The organism is Stenotrophomonas sp. TWI377 (genome assembly GCF_039674525.1).
Lineage (GTDB): Bacteria > Pseudomonadota > Gammaproteobacteria > Xanthomonadales > Xanthomonadaceae > Stenotrophomonas.
In genome coordinates this window covers 175,928-198,513 of sequence record NZ_JBDJNT010000001.1, presented here as the reverse complement: position 1 = coordinate 198,513, position 22,586 = coordinate 175,928, and the positions used below count along the sequence as shown (strand labels likewise).

Here is a 22,586-nt window from a genome sequence, read left to right as displayed (position 1 = left end):
TGCAATGCGCATTCTGCTGATTGAAGACGATGCCGCGCTGGCCGATGGCCTGGTGCGCGCACTCACCCGCGCCGGTCATGCCTGCGATCATCTCGCCCGTGGCCTGGCCGCGCCGTCGGCGCTGGCCAGCGTCAGCTACGACCTGGTGGTGCTGGATCTTTCCTTGCCCGACATCGATGGATTGGATCTGCTGGCTCGGTTACGGCAGGAGGGCTTTTCCGTCCCCGTACTGATTCTCACCGCACGCGATGGCGTGGAGGACCGTATCCGCGGGTTGGATAGTGGCGGCGATGACTACCTCGCCAAGCCCTTCGCCCTCGGCGAACTCGAAGCGCGCCTGCGTGCGCTCGCCCGTCGCCAGTCCACGGCCCCTGCCCTGCGCCAGCTGGGCGCCCTGCGCCTGGATACCGGCACCCGCGAACTGCGTGTTGGCGATCAACCGCTGGAACTTACTGCACGCGAGCTGGCCCTGATGGAGATCCTGCTGCAGCAGCCGGGGCGCATCGTGGCCAAGCAGCGCCTGTTCGATGCGGTCTACAGCTGGGATCACGAGGCCAGCCTGTCGGTGATCGAAGTCCACATCAGCCGCCTGCGCCGCAAGCTGCAACTGGCCGATGCCAAAGTCGGCATCCGTATGCTCCGTGGTCTTGGCTACCGCCTGGAGGCCAGTGATGGCTGAGGCACCGTACAGCCTGCGCGGCGTCCTGCTGCGGCGCCTGTGGCTGCCACTGCTGGTGCTGCTGCTGGCCAGTGCGGTCGGCTCGTTCGTGTTGGCGCGGCACTACGCCGAACAGGTGTACGACCGCTGGCTGCTGGATTCGGCGATGTCGCTGGCACAGTTGATCGAGGTGCGCGGCGAGACCGTCCACATGGAGATTTCCCCCGCCGTCTCGCGCATGTTCACCTGGGACACGGTGGATCGGATATATGGCGACGTGACCCGCGCCGATGGCACGCGACTCTACGGTACCGGCGCGCTGCCGAGGGCCACCGCCGCGCTGGCCGAGGACGCCGATGACAGCCCGGCGCGCAGCTACTATGACGCGCTGATCGATGGCCGCGACGTGCGCGTCGTGCAGGTCGCGATGACTCCGCCGGGTTCGGCCACCCCGATTGTGATCCGCGTGGCCGAGACCCGTACCAAACGCCTTCGATTGGAGCATCGCCTGCTGCTGGCGAGCATTCCGCTGCAGGGCACGATCCTGCTGCTTGCCGCGTGGCTGGCCTGGTCAGGTACCGGCGCCGCAGCGCGGCATACCAACGGTGCCGCACGGCGGCTGGCCAGTGCTCCGCTTGATGCGTTGATGCCGCTGGACCCACAGGACGCCGCGCCGCGCGAGCTGTGGCCCGCCGTGGATGCCTTCAACCAGCTCGTGAGCCGGCTTTCGGCGATGCAGGATGCCCAGCAGCGCTTCATCAGCAACGCGGCACACCAGTTGCGCACACCGCTGGCCGGGCTGCAGATCGAGCTGGAGAGCGCGCTGCGCGAACAGGATCCGGCCGCACAGCGGGACGCACTGGCAGGCCTGCTGCGGGGGCTGACGCGCCTGCGCCACCTCACCCATCAACTGCTCATCTTGAGCCGTTCCGAAGACAGCGCCGGCGCGATGCTGGCGATGCGGCCGGTGGACATTGCCGAGCTGGCGCGCGAAGCACTGGAGCGCCTCATGGATGGCGCCGTGATCGCAGGCGTCGACCTGGGATACGAAGGGCCGGATGCCGGTGTGATGCTGATCGGAGAACCGCAGTTGTTGCGCGAAGCGATCAGCAACCTGGTCGACAACGCGATGCGTTACGGCGCGCTTGAAGGCGTGATCACGGTGAGCGTGGAAACGATCCAGGGCGAGATCCGTATCAGCGTCAATGACAACGGCCCCGGCATCGATCCCACGCTGCGCGGCCGCGTCACCGAACGCTTCTGGCGGGGAGACGCCAGCGGCGATGGTTGCGGGCTGGGCCTGGCGATCGTCGCCGAGATTGCCGGCAGGCACGGCGCCACGCTGTCCATCGGCACGTCGCCACTGGGCGGCGCCAAGGTCATGCTCGCCTTCCCTGAGCAACGCGGATGACCGCCTTCACGGCACCCAGTACACCGCCGTGAGTGCGTCGGCCAGCCGTGTCGCGGCCTCCTGCTGCGTAAACGGCGGCGTGCGTGGCGGATCGTAGACCTCCGCGCGCGTGCCAGCCACGACCAGGTCGATCGCATAGCAGCTGCCCTGGTGAACCGCACGATAGCTCTCGGCCGACACGTAGTGGCTCATCGCCGCATCGCCCACGGTGAAGTGCGTGAACGGGACGCCGCCGATATCCACCGGTGCCGAGGCGGCAGGACCGGTCGCTTCTGCTGGCGTATCCAGGCAGGTGCGGACCGATGCGGCGTTGTCGCTGCGTCCGATCCGCAACTCCCCGGCAGTGACCCGATCCGAGCCTTCCAGCACCAGCGCCACCAACGGCATGCCCACGCTGTCCGGCGGCGCGAACAGCTTCCAGGTCGAGGACGCCAGGTAATCGCGCTGGAAATCGCGGGCGACCCGGGTACCGACGACCGGGCCAACCGCTATGCCGGGCGCCGCGTCCTGATACACCGGTGAGGGGCGCCCGGCCGTGGCCGCGGCGGGACCCGGATCAGCGGCCTTCGCCGCCCCCGGGTCCGCACCGCTGGGCTGCACCACGGCTGTGGCACCGCCTTCGCCCTGCGGCGAACAGGCACACAGAAGGGCCGTCAAACCGACCGCCATCCACCCTGCGTTGTTCCGGATCTGCTTTTGCATAAGGGGCTCCCCTGACAATGGCCCCAGACTGCCTCGCGATCCGTGAACGTCATGCCATACCGCCGCTCGCGAGGCACCGCTCAGTAGTCATAGCTCACGCTGACCCGCAGCGATCGCGGCGCCTGCCGGATGGTCGCTGCGCCATACAGCGGATCGGGCTGGCCCGGATCCAGCTCGGAGTACGGCGACTTCCACAGCGCCACCTGACTGTTGAACACGTTGAAGACATCCAGATTGAAGCCCAGCCGCCCCTCGGCCACCGCGGGGCGGTAGGACACCCCCAGGTCCAGCTGCTTCAGCCACGGCAGGCGCCCCTGGCTGCCCGGAGGCGCCGGCTGCCCGTTGTAGAAGTGATACGCGATGCCATAGCCGGAAGGGTCTTCGTAGTCCGGCCCATACGAGCCCAGCGCACTGAACGGCGAGCCGGAGAGCACCTTGAGATTGGCCGAGAGCAGCCACTCCGGCGTCAGCTGGTAATAGCCGTGCAGCTTGAACTGATGGGTGTGATCGTTGCTCTGCGGTCCGTTGGTGTGCTCCATCAGCTGGGCGTAATCCCATGCCTGGGTAGTGGACACGGCGGTCTGGCCGATGCCGGAGAGCAGCTGCCCTTCGGTGGTGCCGTAGCTGCGCGACCAGGTGTAGTCGCCGCGGGCATACCAGCGGCCATCAAACGGATGCTCCAGCGAGAGGTTCACCGCGTAGTAGTTACGCTTGAACTGCGGGAAGCCCATTTCCGCGTTGCTCAGCGGGACGGTCACGTAATTGCCGCCGGTGTCGACCAGATTGAAGGTGTTGGCGCGCCCGGGGTTGATCAGCCAGCAGCTGACCGGGTTGCTGTCCTTGGTCACGTTGTAGCCCAGGCTGCTGGCCTTGCCGAGCACCGCATCGATATCGCAGTAGTCGTCCACGCCGCTGCGCAGCACGCGGTAGGTCGCCTTGGCCCCGTACACCCAGTTCTGGCCCAGTGCCTTGCTGAAGCCGAGGATGAACTCGTCCTGGTAGGACGGCTCGATGCCGGAGGTGGCCACCGTCTTCGCATCCGGCAGCAGGCCGTAGTTGTTGTTGGCCGACACCGCGCCGGAGAACTGGGTGAGGTCGGTCGGGTAGCCGTTGCTGTCGATGCCGCCGTAGGTGTAGTACGTCGAGGTGGCAAGCGTCGCACCCGCCGCATTGAAGGCCGGGTTCAGCGGCAGTGCGAGGTAGTAGCGCCCCACGTTGCCGAACACCTTGAACCGCCCATCGCCATCGACGTCCCAGCTGAAGCCAAGACGTGGCGCCCACTGACCGCTGGTCTGCTTGATGTAGGCATCGCCATCGCGATTGAAGTTGGTGAACTGATCCAGGCGCAGGCCGAGGTTGAGCAGCAGGCGATCGGTCACCTGCCAGTTGTCTTCGATGTACTGCGCCCGCTGCGACGCACGCACCGAGGCCAGCGCACTGTAGATGTACTGCCGCACGTAGTAGCCGTCTTCGCCATTGCGGATGCCGCCGGTGGCCGGCACGCCCAGGCCGGTGTTGATCGGCACGTTCGGGTTGGACTGCCCGTAGATCCAGTAGTAGCCATCGGCCGAGGCGACCGAGCCACGGTTCAAGGCACGGGCGTTCTGGTTGTCGATGCCGACGGTGATGCTGTGGTCGCCCCACACGTAGTTGGCATCCAGCCGCAGGTTGTTGCTGCGGTTGCCCCGGTCCGGGTTGACCAGCAGCGAGGTGGTCTGCGCATTGGTGATCGGCACACCACCGGTCAGGGCCGGGTTCTGCAGCGTGGGGCTGTTGAGGTACGTCAGGCTGCCGTCGTAGGCCGGGTTGCCGATGTAGTCATCCGTGCGCATTTCGCCGTACTGCGCGCTGACAGTGAGCCGATCGGTGAGGTACCCGGTGTACTTGGCCGTCCACAGGTCGCCACCGGTCTTGGTGGTGTCTTCCTTGCCGCGCTGGGCGCCACGGGTGAGCGTGTCGTAGTCGTAGGCGAAGATGTCGCCCCGGAAGACGTTGCGACTGGAGGCGCCGGTCACTTCGAGCAGGTGGTTGTCGGTGATGTTCCAATCCACCTTGGCGTACCAGCGCGGGCGCTCGTACTCGTAATTGGAATACGCATTGGTGGCCTCGACATTCTTGACGTCGGTGCCCTCGCGGCGCTCCAGCTCGTAGGAGCCAAAGAAGAACAGCCGGTCTTCGATCAGCGGGCCCCCAGCGTAGATGCTCTGCGTGCTGACCCACTCGCGGTCCTTGCTCTCCGGCGCATACAGCGCACCGTCACCCGGATACCGCACGTCATCTTTGTCCGAACGCGCTGACGCCGGTTCCCAGGTCGCCTGGCCACCGAAGTGCCACGCGTTGGTGCCGCGCTTGCCGACCGCATTGATCACGCCGCCATCGGACCGGCCGTACTTGGCGCTGTAGCCGCCGGTATAGATTTCCTGCTGGTCGATGCTGCCGTAGGGCAATGTCAGGCCGCCCAGGCCGCGCAGTGGGTCGGTGCTGTTGAAGCCGTTGATGTAGTACGCGTTCTCTGCGGCAGACGAACCGCCGAAGCTCACCAGCTGGGCGCCGGTCGGGCCGGCATACGTGCCGTTGCCGCTGTTGCCGATCACGCCGGGCGCGAGCTGGGCAATGGCCTCGGCCGAGCGGCCCAGCGGCAGCCGTTGCAGCTGCTCGGCCGTGATCACGGTGCGCGAATCCACGCTGCTGACATCGATGGCCGCCGCGGCGCGGTCGGCGCTGACCTGGACGCCATCCAGCCGGGTGACCTCGGCGAAGGAGACCTCGGTGCTGGTGCCGACGGTGAGCGCGACGTTCTGCCGGGTCTGCAGCACGTTGCCGTCGGCATCACGCGCCTCCACCGAGTAACGACCAAGCGGCAGCTGGGGGATGGTGTAACGACCGCGCGCGTCCACCGTCACTTCACGGGTAAGACCGGTGTCGCTGCGAACGAACATGCGCTGCGCCGATGGAGGCGCCTGACCGGCGATCGCGCCGGTGGTGGACTGTGCATGTACCAAGGGAGATGCGGTGGCGAGCAACACCGCCACTGCCAGCAGGTGCGGGCGCAGGGAAGAACGAGCTATTGTCATCGTGGGGCAATCGGTAGTGGGGGAAACGATTTCATTAATCCCGCTCCTGCCCCAATGCAGAAATGCGCAGGCGTTATGTCGTGTTCGCCGATGGCGATATCGCGTGCGACCAAACCATGACATTCGTCACCGCGCGAGCGGCATGGCAACGCTACGCAGGCGAAGCGCGCAGGCTGGCTGCACGCGCCTTATCACGGCAAGGCCTGCCGTCATGAGCAATCCGAATCAAGGGGATGCGGCCGGAGCTGCCCACGCTTCCTACAATCAGGCACGCCTCCTGCCCTGCCTCCCCTTCTGGATTCCTCAATGCGCCTTGCTCTGTCCCTTGGTCTGCTGGGTGTGGTCACCCTGCTACCTGCCTGCACCCCGGCCCCCTCCCCCGCTGCCACCGCCACGCCTGCTGCGACCGGGCAGGCGCCTGCGGAAATTGCCTGGCGCCACGGCGACGTGGACGACGCCTTCGCCGAGGCGCGCGACAGCGGCAAACCGGTGCTGCTGTACTGGGGCGCGGTGTGGTGCCCGCCCTGCAACCAGCTCAAGGCCACGCTGTTCAAGGATCCGGCCTTCATCGCGCTGACCCGGCAGTACGTGCCCGTCTATCTGGATGGCGACGAAGAAGGCGCGCAGGCCTGGGGCGAGCGCTTCGGCGTGCGCGGCTACCCGACGCTGATCGTGCTCGACCCCGAGCGCAACGAGCTCACCCGCCTGGCCGGTGGCAACGACAGTGAAGCGCTGACCCGCGCACTTACCCTGGCCGCCGGCCGCCGCACGGCCGTCAGCGAGGTGCTGCAGCACGCCCTGAGCACACCCGGGGATGTCAGCGCCGACGACTGGCGCGTGCTCGGCGATTACGGCTGGGAAGTGGATGCCAATCGCCTCGCCGGTGAACGTGATGCAGCGTCATTGCTGCAGCAACTGGCCACGGCGGCGCCCGAGCCTGCGCTGCAGCGGCGGTTCGCGTTACTGGCGCTCGGCGCCGGCAAGCCGGACAAGACACCCACACCGGCGCAACGCACCCGCACCCGCACCCTGCTCGATGCCGTTCTTGCAGCACCCGCGGAGGTCCGGGCCAATCGTGACCTGCTGGGCTACCAAGGCCCTGCCCTGGTGGCGCTGGCCAGTGCCACGCCGGAACAGGCGCAGCAGCTGGGAGTGCAGCTGCTCAAGGCGCTGGATGCCGCCGACCACGCACTCGGCGACAAGGCCGATGCGCGGCTGGGCACGGTGATCACCGAACTCGCCCTGCAGCGCGAGCAGCACCCCGACCAGCCCATTCCGGCCGCGCTGAAGACAAAGGCGGCGCAACGCGTCGCCGCCGCCGATGCGGCCGCGACCACGCTGCACGAGCGCCAAGCGACGATCAGCACCGCGGTGTACGTGCTGCGCCAGATCGACGACGACGCTGCGGCAGAGAAACTGCTGCTCGCCGAGCTTGATCGGAGTGAGACGCCGTACTACTACATGCCTGAATTGGCCGACCTTGCCGAAGAACGCGGCGACAAGGCTTCGGCCATCGCCTGGCTGCACAAGGCCTACCAGGGCGCACAGGGGCCGGCCACCCGCGTGCAGTGGGGCGTGCTGTACGTGGAGGGCCTGCTGCGCCTGAGCCCGGATGATGCGGCGGCGATCGAGACCGCCACGGGCGAGGTGATCGCCGATCTCGCCGTGCAGCCGGCCGGCTACCACCAGCGCACCCGCCAGCGCTTCGAACGGCTCGGTACCGCATTGCAGGCGTGGAGCCGCGAGCATCACGGCGCGGAGAGCCTCACCCGGCTGCAGGCGCGGATGACCGCAACGTGCGCAAAGGCGGCCACCTCGGACGACGGCAGTGCAGGCTGCCAGGGGTGGCTGAAAAGCTGATGCGGGGCGTCGCCTAACCCTTGAGGCGCTCCTCCAGCGCATGCAGTCGCTGCAGATAGGGTGCGCCGGGCACCAGCTCTGCCTCCAGCAGTGGCTTGGCCTGCGCGATCTGCCGGCGCGCAGCCTCCCGCTCGCCGTTGGCCTGCAGCGCCTCGGCCAGCGGTACGCGGTAGCGTGCCACGGACGGCGCTTCTGCCCCGAACAACGCAACATTGCCCTCCAGCACCGCGCGCCAGCGGGTCGCCGCCAAGGCGGCCTGCCCGGCACGCAGCGCCGCTTCGGCCTGCATCTGCTGGTAGCGCAGCTGCAACGGCGGCGACATCGACGGTACGATCGGCGCCATCGCCTGCAGCGCCTGCTCTGCCTGCGCCGATTGCCCGCGGTGGATCATCCACTCGATCTCGCCCAGGTGCGAAATGCGCAGATCCGGCGCGTCGGCCGGGCTGATCCGCTGCCAGATCGGCAACACGCGCTGGATCAGCGGGCCGGCCTGGTCGGCACGACCGCTGCGCATCAGCAGCCGCGCCAGGTTCATCTCTGCCCGCAGGCTGGAAGGCTTGTCCGGCCCCAGGACCTGGCGGCGGATCGCAAGCGAGCGCCGGTAGAGCTGCTCCGCCTTGCCCATATCGCCGCGGGCTTCTTCCAGGTTGGCGTAGTTGTTGAGGTTGATCGCGTGGTCGATGCTGTCTTCGCCACTGGTGAGCGCACTGATGCGCAGACAGGTATCAAAGCCCTCCGCACTCTCCGTGTAACGACCGAGATCCATGTGCAGCAAGGCCAACTCGCAGTACGCCAGGGCCGTGCGGGAACTGTCCTGTCCATACAGCTGCAGGCTGAGATCGCGCGACTGCAGCAGCAGCGGTGCAGCCTCGTTCGGCTTGCCGCCTTCCTGCAGGGTCATGGCCAGTGCGTGCAGTCCGTGCTGATAATCGGCACTGGTCTCACTGCGGCGCCGTTTGATCTCCAGCGAGTCGCGCAGCAGCTGCTCGGACTTGTCCAGCTCACCGCGGTTGCGGTACATCAGCCCCATGTTCTGCATCACCGTGGCGGTGCCGCCTTCCGTGCCCGGCTCGCGGACGGTGCTGCGCATTGCCAGCGACTGCTGGAACGCCGCCTCGCTCTCGGGATAGCGCTCCAGCTGGCTGTAGGCCAGGCCCAGCGAGTTCAGCACATGTGCGCGCGTGCGTGCATCGTCTTCGCGATCAAGCAGCTGCAGCGCACGTTCGGCGTACTTCAGACCTTCTTCGCCCCGCTTGCCGTTGCTCATCTCCACCGACAGATCGCTGTAGGTCTGCGCCGCCAGGCGCGCGCGATCGACCGACGGCGATGCCAGGCCTTCAGCCGCGCTGCGCAGCAGCGTCTCGGCCTGCTTGGGCAGGCCGATGTTCTGGTACGCGCGCCCCAGCACGCTCTGCAGGCGCGCCCGCAACGCCGGCGAATCGGCCAGCTCCGCATCGACCTGCGCCGCGCTGGCATCGAGCACTGCGCGTGCACTGACATCTTCGGTGCCGCGTGCACCGCGCTCGCGCGGATCGGCGGCATCGAAGGCGGCGACCAGGAACTCGCTGACCTGCTCGGCGATCGCCGCTTCTTCCTGAGCGCGCGCACTGGATTCGCTCAATCGCCAGACGAAGCCGCCCGCCATGGCCGTCACCGCGACGGCCACGCCGGCCGCCTGCCAGTGCCGACGCAGCCACCGGTGCGTGCGGTAGCCCGCTCGGCCGCCACGCGCCCGCACCGGGTGATGCGTCCGCCAGCGCTCGATGTCATCCGCCAGCGCCTCCACCGAGCCATAGCGCTGGGCCGGGTCACGTGCGCTGGCCTTGGCCGCGATCGCATCGAGGTCTCCCTCCAGGTGCTTTCGCCACGCGCACGATGGTCGCGCCCAGCGGCTGGGCAACGGAACCGCGGCACCCGCCGGCTGCCCATCATGGCCAAGCCGGCGATCGGCCAGCATCTCGACCAGGATCACACCGAGGCTGTACACGTCGGTGGTGACACCCACCGGCTCGCCCGCAATCAGTTCAGGGCTGGCGTAGACCGGCGTGTAGAAACGGTCGGCGCGGGACTCGGCTGCGCTGTCCAGCCAGCGTGCGATGCCGAAATCCAGCAGCACCGGCTCGTTGTCCGCGCGCACCAGGATATTGCTGGGCTTGAGATCGCAGTGCACGACCAGGCGTGCGTGCGCGGCCTGCACCGTACGGCAGATCCGAACGAACAGCTGCAGGCGCTGGGAAAGATCGAGCGGACGGTCACAGCAGGCGTGGTCCAGTGGCTCGCCGTCCACGTACTCCATCACCAGATAGGGTTGGCCGGAAGGGGTGCTGCCACCGTCGTACAACCGGGCGATGTTGGGGTGCTCCAGCCCGGCCAGCATCTGCCGCTCGGCGGCCAGGCGCTGGCTGATCTCGGTCGTCGGCAAGCCGCGAAGCAACTTGATCGCCACCCGTTGCTGGTAGGTCTCGTCAGCGCGCTCGGCGAGGAACACCGCTCCCATGCCGCCACTGGCCACGCGCCGGGTGAGCCGCCAAGGACCGATCCGTTCACCCACCTGCACATCCGGCTCGGCAAGCTGGACAATCAACTCGCGCAGGGGGCGCTGCGCGCTGTCCAGCGCCATGGTCTGCGCTTCCAGCAGCTCGATCACCTCATCCAGCAGGGCCGGATCGTTGGTCATCCGCCCCAGCTCGGTGCGCCACGCGGTCGGCGGCAGTTCGCACGCCGCATCGAACATCGTGCGCAGCTGCTGCCAGCGGTCATCCGTCATTGCCCCATCCCCCTGTCACGATAACGCCCCCGATCAGGCCAGGCGCTGATTGAGCCAAGCCTTCGCAAAGCGCAGATCGCGGTCGACCGTCGGCACCGACACCTCCAGCACGACCGCGATTTCCTGCCGGTCCATCCCGCCGAAATACATGTATTCCACCGCACGTGCGGCGCGCTCATCGTGCCCGGCGAGCTGGTTCAACGCCTGGTGCAGCGACAGGACCTCGTAGTCGCAGGTCGGCGCATAGGGCACGTCCTGATCAGCATGCGACAAGGTCAGGTTCCACGCCCCGGCCCCGCGCTTGGCTGCCGCGCCACTGCGCGCAAAATCCACCAGCACCGCGCGCATCTTCAAGGCCGCCAGCGCGAGGAAGTGCGCGCGATCCACGAACTCCACGTCCGAGCCCATCACCCGCAACAGCGCTTCATGCATCAACGCGGTCGGCCGCAGGGTCACGTCGGCATGGCGCTGGCCGATACGGGCTGCTGCCATCTCGCGCAGCGCGGGATAGATCAGATCGAACAGATGCGCCTGCGCCTGCGGATCCCCGCGCCGCCACCGGTGCAGCCACTGCGTGACATCGCCACTCATCATCCCCGCTCCCAAGACGCCAGCCTCTCCGGCCAGACGCCCCCGTCCCTGATGGCCGATGATAGCGCACGGGCGCCTTGGCGCCGGCGGGGGGCGGGAACGGGGGGCGATCAGGCGCGCGGATGGGCCAGGGCGAAGTCCAGGCCAGCGCATACCGCCGCGACCTGCGCATCGTTGCATTCCTGCGGCGAGGTCCGCGGGCTGTTCGGGTACACCTCGGTGGTGGTGGCGTACAGCGCGTCGGTGAACCCGGCGCAGGCGCCGATCGAACGCGATTCGCCCCAGACCACGCCCGGTGACTGCAGCGGCATGCCGATCAGCTCGCCATTGGCGTCGGCAGGGGCGATGTGCGTGATCTTCTCCACCGCGGCGATCAACGCCTGCTGGAACGCCGGCTGCGGATCTTCGCTGTTGCCGATCACGTAGAAGCCATCGGGAATGATGTCCGGCACCAGGGCGATGCCATCGCGGGCGCAACGCGCCGGATCGAACTCATGCAGATCGCTGTCGGTCGTTTCATGCAGGTCCAGGTGCACCAGCAGATCATCGCCACGCGCGGCCATCCAGCGCATCAACGAGGCCGCTTCTTCGATCTGGCCCTCATCGCGGAAGCTGCGGTTGGGATCGATCGCATCGGGATTCCAGCGCTGGATGCGCTCATAGCCCCACGGGCTGACGCAGGGCGCGACGATCAGATTGATACGGCCCGCATACGCCTCGGCATGCTGATCCAGGAACTGCAGCGCGCCATGCACGCCGCTGGTTTCATAGCCATGCACGCCGCCGGTCACCAGCGCGGTCGGCAGTGCCGGATCCCACGCATGGCTGACCACCGCAAACAGCGGGTAATGATCCGGCGCGTAGTCCAGCTGGCCGTACTGCACCACATCGAAACGCTCGCCCAGGCGCTCGAGCGCGGCCACCACATCGTCGTGGTAGCTGCGCTGGCGCTGCTGATTGGCGCGCCACTGGGCCCGTTCGGCATCGCCCCACGGCTGGCCGGGGGTGCCGATCGGATAAAAATGCGTGTTGCTCATGGCCGTACTCCAAGGAAAAATCCGGTCGCTGCGGCCGTTGGCTGCGTGCGACATTGCGGCAGACATTCTAGCTGCGGGCGGGCATCCGGCGCTGTGCGGACTACCAACGCTGACACGGAAAAAGAGGACCGGTTGCCCGGCCCTCTTCTCGTTCCACATCGACGGTCAGGCCGTCTGCGCCGCCTCATACCCATTCAAGCGCATGTCGCTGGACGCGCGCCCTTGGGTCAGCGAACGCAGCGAGGTGGTGTAGCCACCCAGTCGCGCCAGCGGTGCATAGCCGAGCACTTCCGCCTGCCCATCCTGGTCCTCGATCGAGGCCACCCGCCCGCTGCGGCGGTTGAGGTCGCCCACCACATCGCCGACGTTCGCCGACGGCGCGTGGATGGCGATTTCCATCACCGGCTCCAGCAGCTGCGTGCCCGCCTCGGCCAGCGCGGCTTTCACCGCCTCACTGCCGGCGCGGTGGAAGGCCATGTCCGAGGAATCCTTGACGTGGGTCTGGCCATCGACCAGCGTCACCTCGATACCGACCACCGGATGGCCCAGCGGGCCTTCGCCCAATGCCGCGCGAACGCCCTTCTCCACCGCGTTGACGAACCCGCGCGGGATCGCACCGCCGACGGTGCGGTCGACGAAGGTCACCTCGCCATCCTCGCGCGGCGTCACATCGATCAGCACCTGGGCGAACTGGCCCTGGCCGCCGGTCTGCTTGGCGACCTTGCCCTCCACCCGCTGTACCGCGCGCTTCGGGGTTTCCTGGTAGGCCACGCGCGGCTCGCCGGTGCGGATGGCGACGCCCCACTCCGTGCGCAGACGCTCGACCATCACCTCCAGATGCAGCTCGCCCATGCCCCAGATCAGGGTTTCACCGCTGTCCGCATCGGTGTCGACACGGAACGACGGATCCTCCTGCGCCAGGCTGGCCAACCCTTGGCTGACGCGGATCAGGTCCGAGGCCTTCTCCGCCGTCAACCGCCATGCCAGCACCGCATGCTGCGCCTGGATCGTATCGAGCAGCAGCGGGCGCGAGGGCGCACTCAGCGTTTCACCACTGACCGCATCCTTCCAGCCCAGCACCGCGACGATGTCACCGGCCACGGCCTGCTTGATGTCGTGGGTCTGGTCGGCCTGCACCCGCACCAGGCGACTGACACGCCGCCCCTGCGGATGCTGTGAACTGGCCAGTGCATCACCCACCTTCAGCGTGCCCGAGTACACCCGCACGAAGCTCAGCGCACCGTGGTTCTGGTGCGTGATCTTGAACAGCAGCGCCGCAAGCGGGCCATCCGGGTCCGGTGGCAGCAGCACGTCGTTGCCGTTCTCGGTGGCCACCACCGCCGGGCGATCCAATGGCGAGGGCAGATAGTCGACCACCGCATCCAGCAGCGTCTCAACGCCCTTGCTCTTGAACGCGGCGCCGGCCAGCACCGGGACGCCCGCACCGGCCAGGGTGCCGCGACGGATCGCCGCGCGCAGCTGTGCGTTGTCGATTGGCGCGCCTTCCAGCCACGCCTGGGCCAGCACGTCGTCGGCATCGGCCACGGCCTCGATCAGCGCCTCGCGCTGCGGCATCCACTGGGCAGCCTCATCGGTCGTCCAGGCATGACGCAAGGCAGCGCCCTTGTCATCCCAATGCACGGTGCTGCGGTCGACCAGGTCCACCCAGCCGTTGAACTGGCTTTCCGTCCCGATCGGCACGCCGAGCGCCCACGGCGTGGCACGCAGTTTCTCGCGCAGCTGGGTCAGCACGCGTTCGAAGGACGCCCCGGTGCGGTCCATCTTGTTGGCGAAGGCAATCAGCGGCACACCGTGGCGACGCGCCTGGCGCCAGACCGATTCGGACTGGGGCTGCACCCCGTCCACCGCGGAGAACACCGCGACCGCGCCATCAAGCACGCGCAGGGACCGTTCCACTTCGATCGCGAAATCGATGTGGCCGGGGGTGTCGATCAGGGTCAGGTGATGGATCGGCTGGTCGCGCGGTGCCCAATGGGCCTGCACGGCGGCCGCGCCGATGGTGATGCCACGCTCGCGCTCGATCGCCGAGAAATCGGTGGTCGCCGCGCCGTCATGCACCTCACCGACGCGATGGATCTCGCCGGTTTTCCACAACAGCCGCTCGGTGAGGGTGGTTTTGCCGGCGTCGATGTGGGCAATGATGCCGAGGTTGCGCCGGAGGGTAAGGGTCTGGGTATGGGTGTTCATGGGATAGGTCTCGCTGCCAACATCGGGGAGCCGTACGCCGCCGTTGGCTAACGGGCGTGCGGCCAGGTTTGGGGCTCGGCGATCTGGTGCATGGCACGTTCTCCTTCAGACAGTTCTGCTACGTGGAAACGAAAAGAGCGCCCGGTGGGCGCTCTGCGTGGGGTCCAGGGTGACCGGTGTTCCGGTCAGCAGCCTCGCACTCCGATTGGCAGACGCGCCCGTGCCGCGACATCGCGGGTCAGGGTAAAAAACGTCAGAAGCGGCATCGAAGTCATGTGGGTCACCTGGGGTGTAGCCGGCATTGTAGACCTCTGATGGCCGGCTACAAGTCTTTATTCGAACCACCAGCGCAACACTGAGCATCAATGGCGAACATGCAACCTTAAATTGGCACAATCAAATCGAGCCGGTCGCAGATATGCGAATGGGTCGCAATTGCGTATATACCGGGAATCCTTAAAATGGTGGCCCATGCGTCGCCTACGGCGACCCCCGCAAGACTGACGCCGTACGACCACGAGACGGCACGCCAGCGCCCCCTTCCTCCGCGTTCTCGAGTTGTTGCCCATGCCCTGCTCCCTGCCCCTGCCTCCGCGCCGGTTGCGCCCCAACCTGCTGGCCCTCGCCTGCCTGGCCACCGCATTGGTCCCCGCCGCCTACGCCCAGACCGCCACCGATCTGGACGTGGTGCGCGTCAATGCCTACCGCGCTGCCAACAGCATCAGCGGCGCGACCAAAACCAACACCACGCTGGCCGAGACCACGCAATCGGTATCGGTGATCGAGCGGGCGGAACTGGATGCGCGCGGTGTGCAGTCGCTCAACGATGCGATGCGCTATGTCGCCGGTGTCAGCCTGGAGAGCTCGGGCATCGACAACCGCGTGGATGACTTCCGCATCCGTGGCTTCGATGCCGGCAGCTGGGCGAACAACGTCACCCTGGACGGCATGCGCGCGCCGCAGGGCACGCAGTGGAACCGCAGCATGTTCGACAGCTGGAACCTGGAGCGGGTAGAAGTGCTCAAGGGCCCGTCGGCGGTGATGTACGGCCAGGTCGCCCCGGGCGGCATGGTCAACCAGGTGAGCAAGACGCCGACGCCGGATCAGGAGCAGCAGCTGCGCGTGGGTGTGGATGCCAATGGGCAGTACAACGCGGCGTTCGACGTCGGCGCCGGCACGGCCGACAACGACCACCTGTTCCGCCTGGTCGGCCTGTATCGCGACGGCGACACCCAGATCAAGCACACCGCACAGAAGCACTGGTTCCTGGCGCCCAGCTACACCTGGCAGATGGCCGAGCGCACCCGCATCACCCTGCTCGGCCTGTACCAGAAGGATGACGGCGGTTCGACCTACCAGTTCCTGCCGATGGCCGGCACGCTCAACGCCACGCCGTATGGCCACATGAAGAACACCACCTTCATCGGCGAGCCGAGCTGGAACACGTTCGACCGCACGATGTGGACCGCAGGATGGCTGTTCGAGCACCAGTTCAATGATCACCTCACCCTGAGCCAGAGCGCGCGACGCACGCATGTGGATTCGCTGTACCGCGGCGTGGTCACCGATGGTGCGCTCAACGCCGATGGCCGTACCCAGAAGCGCCGCGCCACCTACGGCACCGGCGATTCCGATGGCGATACCCTGGACACGCGGCTGCAGGCACGCTTCGCCACCGGCGCGGTCGACCACACCCTGCTGCTGGGCTGGGATTGGCAGAAGGCCGATTGGGAAGGCGTGCGCGGTGCGATGAGCAACCCGGCACCGATCGACATCTTCAACCCGGTCTACAGCGGGTATACGCCGCGCGTCACCTCGCTGAGCCCCACCGAAGGCATCAACCGCCAGAGCGGGCTGTACCTGCAGGACCAGCTGGCGCTTGGCCGATGGCGCCTGACCCTCGGCGGCCGGTATGACTGGACCAAGGATGATTCCTCCAGCACCACCCGCAACCTGGTGACGGGTGCGACGGTGCTGCAGCCGCGCAGCGTGATCAAGAGCGAGGCGTTCTCAGGCAATGCCGGCCTGCTGTATGTGTTCGACAGCGGCTTCACGCCCTATGTCAGCTACGCAGAATCCTTCCAGCCCTCCACCGCGAGCGCGCTGCAGAGTTTTGATCGGCGCGCGTTCGATCCGGTCTATGGCAAGCAGTGGGAGGCCGGCGTCAAATACCAGCCGGCCAGCATCGACGGCCTGATCACGCTCGCTGCCTACGACCTGCGCCAGGAAAACCTGGTCACCCAGGATCCCGACCTGAGCCACATGAGCTGCGGCAACACCGGCAACGCACGGTGTTCGATCCAGGATGGCGAGGGCCGCATCCGCGGCGTTGAGCTGGAAGGCCGCGTCACTCCCACGCAGGGCTTCAGCCTGATCGGCGCAGCCACCTGGATGGACTCTGAGATGACCCGCAGCGATCAGTACAAGGGCAAGGAACTGATCATGGTGCCCGACTACAGCGCCTCGTTCTGGGCGGATTACACCGTCCAGGGCGGCGCCCTGCAGGGCCTGAGCCTGGCCGCCGGGGCGCGCTACAACGGCAAGAGCTACGGCGACAGCGCCAACCTGTATCTGATCCCGTCGTACACCTTGTTCGATGCTGCGATCCGATACGACCTCGGGCAGTTCGGCAGCACCCGCGTGCAGCTGGCCTTGAACGCCAGCAACCTGGCCGACAAGCGTTTCGTATCCACCTGCACCGGCGTGTCGTCGTGCTACTACGGCAGCGGCCGCACCGTGATGGCGACGGCGCGCTTCGGCTGGTAAAGGGTGGCGGCGCCGGGGTAACGCCCGGCGCTACGCGTCGGTCACCACCACCAACGGGACATCGCGCTGCGGATGCCGCAACACCAGCACCGGCTGCTGGTAGACACGCTCGATGTGTTCCCGCGTCAGGACCTCGGTCGGCGTGCCATCGGCCGCCACGCGGCCCTGCTCCAGCAACACGATCCGGTCCGCATACGCGGCGGCCAGATTCAGATCATGCAGCACCACGATCACACAGGCGCCGGCATCGGCCAGTTCGCGCACCGCGCGCAGGGTGCGCTCCTGATGACGCAGATCCAGGGCGGCCGTCGGCTCATCCAGCAGCAGCAACGGGGTGTCCTGGGTCAGGACGCGGGCAAAGGTCGTGCGCGCGGCCTCGCCACCGGACAGATGCTCCACTTCCCGCTCGATCAACGCATGCAGGTCCGCCCGCGCCAGCGCATCGGCGATGCAGGCGGCGTCTTTGACCGGATCCGGCGGATGCGGCAGCCGCCCCATCGCCACCACTTCATGCACACGGAAGGCGAACCGCACCGCGTGCTCCTGCGGCATGACCGCGCGCTCGCGTGCCAGCGGCTTGGCTTTCCAGTCCGGCAGCGCCTGCCCACGCAGCAGCACCCTGCCCTGATCCGCCTCCAGATCGCCCGCGGCCACCGCCAGCAACGTCGACTTGCCCGCGCCGTTCGGCCCGACCAGCGCGGTGACCGTGCCCGGCACGAAATCCAGCGTGATGTCATCCAGAATGCGTCGTGCGCCGCGGCTCAACTGCACCGACTGCAACTGCAGCAGCGCGCTCATGCGCCGCTCCGGTGGCGCTGACGCATCACCAGCCACAGGAAGAACGGCGCACCCAGCGCGGCCGAGAACAGGCCCAGCGGAATCTCCGACGGCGGATCCAGCGTGCGTGCGGCGGTATCGGCGACCACGATCAACAGCGCACCGGCAACGCCCGAGACCGGCAGCAGCCAGCGATGGCCGGGGCCGACCAGCAGGCGCACGACGTGCGGCACGACCAGGCCGACGAAACCGATCGAGCCGGCGAAGGCAACGGCGGCACCGACCAGGAGCGCGCTGAAGGCAATCAACTTGAGCCGCGTGCGCTTCACATCCAGCCCGAGATGCTGGGCCTGGCGCTCACCGAGCGCGAGCATGTCCAAGGGCGTGGCCAGACGCAGCAGCGCGATCGTGCCCAGCACGAACACGGGCGCCACCGCGACCACATCCATCCAGTCGGCCTGGGCCAACGAACCCATCTGCCAGAACACCAGCGATTGCAGCTCGCTCTCGCTGGCGATGTAGGTCAGGAACCCGATCATCGCCGAGCAGAACGCCGCGATCGCAATGCCGACCAGCAGCAATGTCGCCGTGCCGGTGCCCTGCCCCGGCCGCGCCAACAGATACGTCAATGTGATCGCGCCACCGGCACCGGCGAACGCCGCCAGCGGCAGCGTCCACGCACCGAAGGCGCCGGCACCGAGCACGATCGCCGAGACCGCACCCAAGGCAGCGCCCTGGGTCACGCCGACAATGCCGGGGTCGGCCAAGGGATTACCGAACAACCCCTGCAGGCTCGCGCCGGCCATCGCCAGTGCGGCGCCCACCATCGCGCCCAGCAAGGCACGCGGAATGCGCAGCTGCCAGACCACTGCCAGATCGCGGGTACTGACGCTGGCCGGATCGGCCAGCCCCAGCTTCACGCCGATCGCCTGCAGCACCTCCATCGGCGGCAGCCGCAACGGGCCCACCGCGAACGAGGCGATGACTGCGATCAGCAACCCCACCGCAGCCCAGATCAACACGGTCGCGCCGCGCCGGCGCGCAGGACTCAACACCGCCATGCCTCAAGCACTCACGGGCGTGGCACGGTTGCAAATGCCGCGGCCAGCGCCACCGCGCCACTGCCTGAGGCGACGCTGGCGGACTTCAACTCCACATCCGGCATCACCCACACGCGGTTGGCCGCACCGGCCGGCGTCTGCCGGAGCGTTGGATAGGCGCGCCACAGCCCGGCCTGGCCACCGAACAGGGCCAGATCGTTCTCGGTCACCAGAATCACATCGGGCGCCGCAGCCACCACGCCTTCGTTGCTCAGCGCGGAATAATTGGCCACACCGGCTTCGTCGCCGATGTTGATGCCACCGGCGAGCGTGATCAGCTTGCCCGAGGCACTGTCCGAGCCCGCCACCGTCGGCGCGCCGCCGGCACCGGTCGCGGACACGTGGATCACGCGTGGGTGCCATGCCAACGCGGCACCACTGGCCTTGGCCGCATCCAGCTGCGACTGCACTTTCGTGGCCAGTGCTTCACCCTGCTCGGCCATGCCGACGGCGGCGGCGACCTTGCGCACCTTGTCCGCGGCCGGCTGCAGATCGTCGACGATCACCGCCGCTTCGCCTGCACCGCGCAGCTTGGCGGCCAGATCGGAATGACGGCGCAGGCTGTTGCCCAGGAACAGGGTGCCCTGCAGGCTCAACACGCCCTCCACACCGGTGGTGCGGTTGAACAGAAATTGTTTGGGGGCCTTGCGGCCGGATTCAGTGGCCGAGCGCAGCGGCGCGGCGTACACCTGCTCGTCCAGACCGAGCGCTTCGAGCACGGCGATGATGTCATCGCCACCGGCAATGATCCTGGAGGTATCGGTCACCGTGGTGGCCACACCGTCATCGGAGGTGACCTGTGCCGGCAACTGCTGCGTGGCGCCTTCAATGTCGGGTACGTCCACACCCACCACACGCTGCCAGCCCGCCGGCAGCGCTTCGGCGGGCTGCGCGGCCGATGCGGCGGCGGTATCGGCAGCCGGCGCGGCAGGCTCTTTCGAGCACCCGGCAATCACGGCGACCAGGGACAACGCCAGCAGGCTGCGGCGGACAACAATCGACTTCATGGCAGTTCCTCTTTCATCAGAACGGCGGGGCTGATCGCCCCGCCGCCAGTGCAACGCACTGCGCGAAACTCAGTTCGCGCGGGTGCTGATGCGGGTGATGCGGTCGCCCTTGGGATCCTGGGCATCACGCGACTTGTTGACGGCAAACACGTTGCCCTTGCCATCTTCACGCACATGGTTCGGGAAGGTGCCGCCATCCAGGTTGCCCACCACCTTGCCGTTGCCATCGACCACCGTCACCGTACCGGCACCGCGGTTGGTCACATAGGCCAGCTTGGACACCGGCTCGAAGGCCACGTTCAGCGCACCCGCGCCGACCGGCACGTCGTGCAGCACCTTGCCGCTGGCGACATCGACGATCAGCAGGTTGTCGGTGCCCTGCGAGGCCACGTACAGGCGACCGGCCGAGGCGTCATAGGCCACGCCGGAGGCGCTGATCGCGTTGCCCAGATCGATCACCTTCTCCACCTTGCCGGTGGTGGTGTCGATCACCGCCGCTTCCGGCGTGCCGATGCTGACGGTGAACAGCTTGCCGGCCGCTTCATCCAGCACCAGGCTCATCGGGACGAACTTCTTGTCGTCCACGCCCGAGGCCAGGGTGATCGACTCCAGCGGCTGCAGGGTGCGGGCATCGAATACCGAGAGATGATCTTCGCCGGCGGCCGAGGCGAACACCTTGCCATGACGCCCGTCGACCACGATGTCGCGGGCATGCGGCACCGCACCCACATCGAACTGGCGCACCAGCGACAGGTCCTTCTGGCGATACACGGCCACGGTGTCCTGGCGGGTATTGGTGACCCACACGTTGCCGTTGGCATCATCCACGCCCACGCCGTACACCGCGAACACTGCACCGCCCTTGCCGCCGGGCACTTCAGCCGGGGTGATCCTGGCCGTGACCTTGAGGGTCTTCGGGTCCAGCTTGAGCAGCTGCGACTGGGTGACCGGCGGGCGACCGACGGCAGCGGTGACGAACACCGCGTTGCTGGCCGCGCTGTACGCGGACTGGTACAGGCCCTGGACCAGCTTGGCCGAGGTCTGGCTGAAGTTCTGCTGGCCGCTCAGCGGCAGGTTCGGCGAGACGCGCAGCGACAGCACCGTGGCCGCGGACGGCTGGCTGGCGCGTACGATCACCGGCTGCTGACCGGGCACGGCATCGGCCGGAATCGCGACGTTGCCCTTGAAGTTGCCCTCGGCATCGACCACGTACGGCGTGGCATTGAGTACCGTCTCACCGCGCAGCAGGGTGACCTGCTGGCCCGGCACGAACTGGCGGCCGATCACTTCGGCATCGCTGCCCGGCACCACGTTCTGGCCGCGGCTGACGACTTCACCACGGAAGCCGTTGGCCGGCGCATCGAACACCGGCTGGGCGAACACGGTCGGGCTGGCCAGCGACAGCGCGAGGGCCAGGGTGGCGACGCGCGGGAGGGTTTTCAGGGTGTACATCAGCAGACTCCTTCTGTTGGGGGCGCGCCGGTTGGCGCGTTGTCACAGTGCTTGCCTTGGCGTGGCCGCGGTCCGTTGCGGCGGTGGCACAGGGCCACGGAACTGCCTGGGTAACGAAAAAATCAGGGGGCCGGCGCGGGTGTGCCGCTGCGATCGGTGATGCCATACAACTGGCTCAGCGTCGCCTTGAGCGATGCCGGCAGCATCGGCCCATGGCCAAGGCCGGGGAACTCGCGGTACTGCACGGTCAGGCCCGGCACCTTGGCCAGGCGGGCGGCCAGCTGCTGCGCTGCATCGGGCGTGGCGCCACCAATGCGGCGCAGATGCGCGACCACGCGCGGATTGGTCATGTCACGCACGCCCCGGTTGCCGGTGCGCTCGTCGCCACCCAGCATCACCGTGACCTGGGCCGGCTGGCCCTGGGCGTTGGCGATGAACTGGCGCTCCATGTCGCCCAGCGGGGCGCCCTGGCTCCACCACAGTGACGGGCTGGCCGACACGTAATGCTGGAACGCGGCCGGCCGGGTATACAGCGTGCTGACCACGAACAGGCCGCCCAGCGAATGGCCCCACAGCGACTGCTGCTGCAGATCGATGCGGGCACGGCGCTGCACTTCCGGCTTGATCCGGCGCTCGATCAGATCCAGGAACGCATACGCACCGCCACCGCTGGACTGCGACGTGCCGTTCTCGTCGTCGGCGGTATCGATCCACGCCGTGTAGTCGCGCGTGCGCGCCGGGGAATCGATGCGCAGATCGTTGTCGTAGCCGATGAACACCAGCACCGGCGCGGCATGCGCAGCCAGATCGGCAAGCATCGCCTGGTCGAGCACCATCGCCGCGGCGTTGCCATCGAGCATGTACAGCACCGGTGCCGGCGTGGCCGAGGCCTTGGCCGGCACACCGACATTCACCCGCCAGCGGCGGGCCTTGTCGGGGCTGTCGAGCACGAAGTGTTCAAAGCGATAGCTCTGCGCCGGCTGATCCAGCACCGTCTCACCGACCTTCTGCTCGGGATTGCGCTGCTGCGCCGAAGCGGGCGACAACGCCGCCATGCCGATGGCGGTCGCTACGCCCAGCGTGCGCAACCACGGCGATACGGAAGAGATCAGCGACGACGAAACAATCATGACTACCCGGAGCGAGGGACGGTGCTATCGCGCCAGTGTAACTCAA

15 protein-coding genes are annotated in these 22,586 nt (G+C 67.5%); 4 read left to right on the top strand and 11 right to left on the bottom strand.

The window, feature by feature from the left end; all coding sequences use genetic code 11:
- The first annotated feature begins 4 nt into the window (after positions 1-4).
- Both ABE546_RS00850 and ABE546_RS00845 read left to right on the top strand, forming a co-directional pair.
- Positions 5-679, top strand: a complete 675-nt coding sequence (locus ABE546_RS00850) for a response regulator (protein ID WP_152153215.1) — start codon at positions 5-7, stop codon at positions 677-679.
- Entirely contained in the window at positions 672-2,069 is a 1,398-nt protein-coding gene (locus ABE546_RS00845; protein ID WP_346462309.1) for a sensor histidine kinase, read from the top strand. The genes ABE546_RS00850 and ABE546_RS00845 overlap by 8 nt, the downstream gene beginning before the upstream one ends.
- Before the next feature lie 6 nt (positions 2,070-2,075).
- On the opposite strand, the gene ABE546_RS00840 is transcribed toward ABE546_RS00845, so the two are convergent.
- Both ABE546_RS00840 and ABE546_RS00835 read right to left on the bottom strand, forming a co-directional pair.
- Positions 2,076-2,726: a hypothetical protein gene (locus tag ABE546_RS00840; protein ID WP_346462307.1), complete on the bottom strand. Its 651-nt coding sequence runs from the start codon at positions 2,724-2,726 to the stop codon at positions 2,076-2,078.
- A 125-nt stretch (positions 2,727-2,851) separates the two neighbouring features.
- The gene (locus ABE546_RS00835) at positions 2,852-5,845 is read right to left on the bottom strand and encodes a TonB-dependent receptor (RefSeq protein WP_346462305.1); all 2,994 of its coding nucleotides are present in this window, start codon (positions 5,843-5,845) and stop codon (positions 2,852-2,854) included.
- 306 nt (positions 5,846-6,151) lie between these two features.
- Here ABE546_RS00835 and ABE546_RS00830 point away from each other — a divergent pair, with 306 nt between their 5' ends.
- The gene (locus ABE546_RS00830; protein WP_346462303.1) at positions 6,152-7,705 is read left to right on the top strand and encodes a thioredoxin family protein; all 1,554 of its coding nucleotides are present in this window, start codon (positions 6,152-6,154) and stop codon (positions 7,703-7,705) included.
- A gap of 13 nt (positions 7,706-7,718) precedes the next feature.
- Here ABE546_RS00830 and ABE546_RS00825 read toward each other — a convergent pair whose 3' ends face one another.
- The 4 genes from ABE546_RS00825 to fusA all read right to left on the bottom strand — a co-directional run bounded on the left by ABE546_RS00825 (position 7,719) and on the right by fusA (position 14,308).
- On the bottom strand, positions 7,719-10,472 hold the full coding sequence (locus ABE546_RS00825; RefSeq protein WP_346462301.1) for a serine/threonine-protein kinase: 2,754 nt from the start codon (positions 10,470-10,472) through the stop codon (positions 7,719-7,721).
- Between the two features lie 33 nt (positions 10,473-10,505).
- Positions 10,506-11,063, bottom strand: coding sequence for an ECF-type sigma factor (locus tag ABE546_RS00820; protein ID WP_346462299.1), 558 nt, complete (start codon positions 11,061-11,063; stop codon positions 10,506-10,508).
- A gap of 110 nt (positions 11,064-11,173) precedes the next feature.
- Entirely contained in the window at positions 11,174-12,100 is a 927-nt protein-coding gene (locus ABE546_RS00815) for a M14 family metallocarboxypeptidase (protein ID WP_346462298.1), read from the bottom strand.
- A 165-nt stretch (positions 12,101-12,265) separates the two neighbouring features.
- Entirely contained in the window at positions 12,266-14,308 is a 2,043-nt protein-coding gene (fusA, locus tag ABE546_RS00810; protein ID WP_346462296.1) for an elongation factor G, read from the bottom strand.
- 567 nt (positions 14,309-14,875) lie between these two features.
- Between fusA and ABE546_RS00805 the strand changes: the two genes are divergently transcribed.
- On the top strand, positions 14,876-17,074 hold the full coding sequence (locus ABE546_RS00805) for a TonB-dependent siderophore receptor (protein WP_346462294.1): 2,199 nt from the start codon (positions 14,876-14,878) through the stop codon (positions 17,072-17,074).
- Between the two features lie 30 nt (positions 17,075-17,104).
- Here the strand turns inward: ABE546_RS00805 and ABE546_RS00800 are convergent, their stop codons facing one another.
- The 5 genes from ABE546_RS00800 to ABE546_RS00780 all read right to left on the bottom strand — a co-directional run bounded on the left by ABE546_RS00800 (position 17,105) and on the right by ABE546_RS00780 (position 22,540).
- Positions 17,105-17,872 (bottom strand): heme ABC transporter ATP-binding protein, encoded by a 768-nt coding sequence (locus ABE546_RS00800; protein WP_313211025.1) that lies wholly within the window; start codon positions 17,870-17,872, stop codon positions 17,105-17,107.
- Positions 17,869-18,903: an iron ABC transporter permease gene (locus tag ABE546_RS00795; RefSeq protein WP_313219192.1), complete on the bottom strand. Its 1,035-nt coding sequence runs from the start codon at positions 18,901-18,903 to the stop codon at positions 17,869-17,871. Before ABE546_RS00795 ends, ABE546_RS00800 begins: the two co-directional genes overlap by 4 nt.
- Positions 18,904-18,923: 20 nt before the next feature.
- Positions 18,924-19,958: an ABC transporter substrate-binding protein gene (locus ABE546_RS00790; RefSeq protein ID WP_313211026.1), complete on the bottom strand. Its 1,035-nt coding sequence runs from the start codon at positions 19,956-19,958 to the stop codon at positions 18,924-18,926.
- A gap of 69 nt (positions 19,959-20,027) precedes the next feature.
- On the bottom strand, positions 20,028-21,410 hold the full coding sequence (locus ABE546_RS00785; protein ID WP_313218306.1) for an ATP-binding protein: 1,383 nt from the start codon (positions 21,408-21,410) through the stop codon (positions 20,028-20,030).
- 122 nt (positions 21,411-21,532) lie between these two features.
- Positions 21,533-22,540: an alpha/beta hydrolase-fold protein gene (locus ABE546_RS00780; protein ID WP_346462293.1), complete on the bottom strand. Its 1,008-nt coding sequence runs from the start codon at positions 22,538-22,540 to the stop codon at positions 21,533-21,535.
- Positions 22,541-22,586: the final 46 nt, after the last annotated feature.

Excerpts from the sequence above, each read along its gene's own strand:
- ABE546_RS00825 (WP_346462301.1), bottom strand. The coding sequence starts at position 10,472 with ATGACGGATGACCGCTGGCAGCAGCTGCGCACGATGTTCGATGCGGCG.
- ABE546_RS00805 (WP_346462294.1), top strand. The coding sequence starts at position 14,876 with ATGCCCTGCTCCCTGCCCCTGCCTCCGCGCCGGTTGCGCCCCAACCTG.
- ABE546_RS00815 (WP_346462298.1), bottom strand. The coding sequence starts at position 12,100 with ATGAGCAACACGCATTTTTATCCGATCGGCACCCCCGGCCAGCCGTGG.
- ABE546_RS00780 (WP_346462293.1), bottom strand. The coding sequence starts at position 22,540 with ATGATTGTTTCGTCGTCGCTGATCTCTTCCGTATCGCCGTGGTTGCGC.
- ABE546_RS00785 (WP_313218306.1), bottom strand. The coding sequence starts at position 21,410 with ATGTACACCCTGAAAACCCTCCCGCGCGTCGCCACCCTGGCCCTCGCG.
- ABE546_RS00830 (WP_346462303.1), top strand. The coding sequence starts at position 6,152 with ATGCGCCTTGCTCTGTCCCTTGGTCTGCTGGGTGTGGTCACCCTGCTA.
- fusA (WP_346462296.1), bottom strand. The coding sequence starts at position 14,308 with ATGAACACCCATACCCAGACCCTTACCCTCCGGCGCAACCTCGGCATC.
- ABE546_RS00800 (WP_313211025.1), bottom strand. The coding sequence starts at position 17,872 with ATGAGCGCGCTGCTGCAGTTGCAGTCGGTGCAGTTGAGCCGCGGCGCA.
- ABE546_RS00850 (WP_152153215.1), top strand. The coding sequence starts at position 5 with ATGCGCATTCTGCTGATTGAAGACGATGCCGCGCTGGCCGATGGCCTG.
- ABE546_RS00790 (WP_313211026.1), bottom strand. The coding sequence starts at position 19,958 with ATGAAGTCGATTGTTGTCCGCCGCAGCCTGCTGGCGTTGTCCCTGGTC.
- ABE546_RS00835 (WP_346462305.1), bottom strand. The coding sequence starts at position 5,845 with ATGACAATAGCTCGTTCTTCCCTGCGCCCGCACCTGCTGGCAGTGGCG.
- ABE546_RS00820 (WP_346462299.1), bottom strand. The coding sequence starts at position 11,063 with ATGAGTGGCGATGTCACGCAGTGGCTGCACCGGTGGCGGCGCGGGGAT.
- ABE546_RS00845 (WP_346462309.1), top strand. The coding sequence starts at position 672 with ATGGCTGAGGCACCGTACAGCCTGCGCGGCGTCCTGCTGCGGCGCCTG.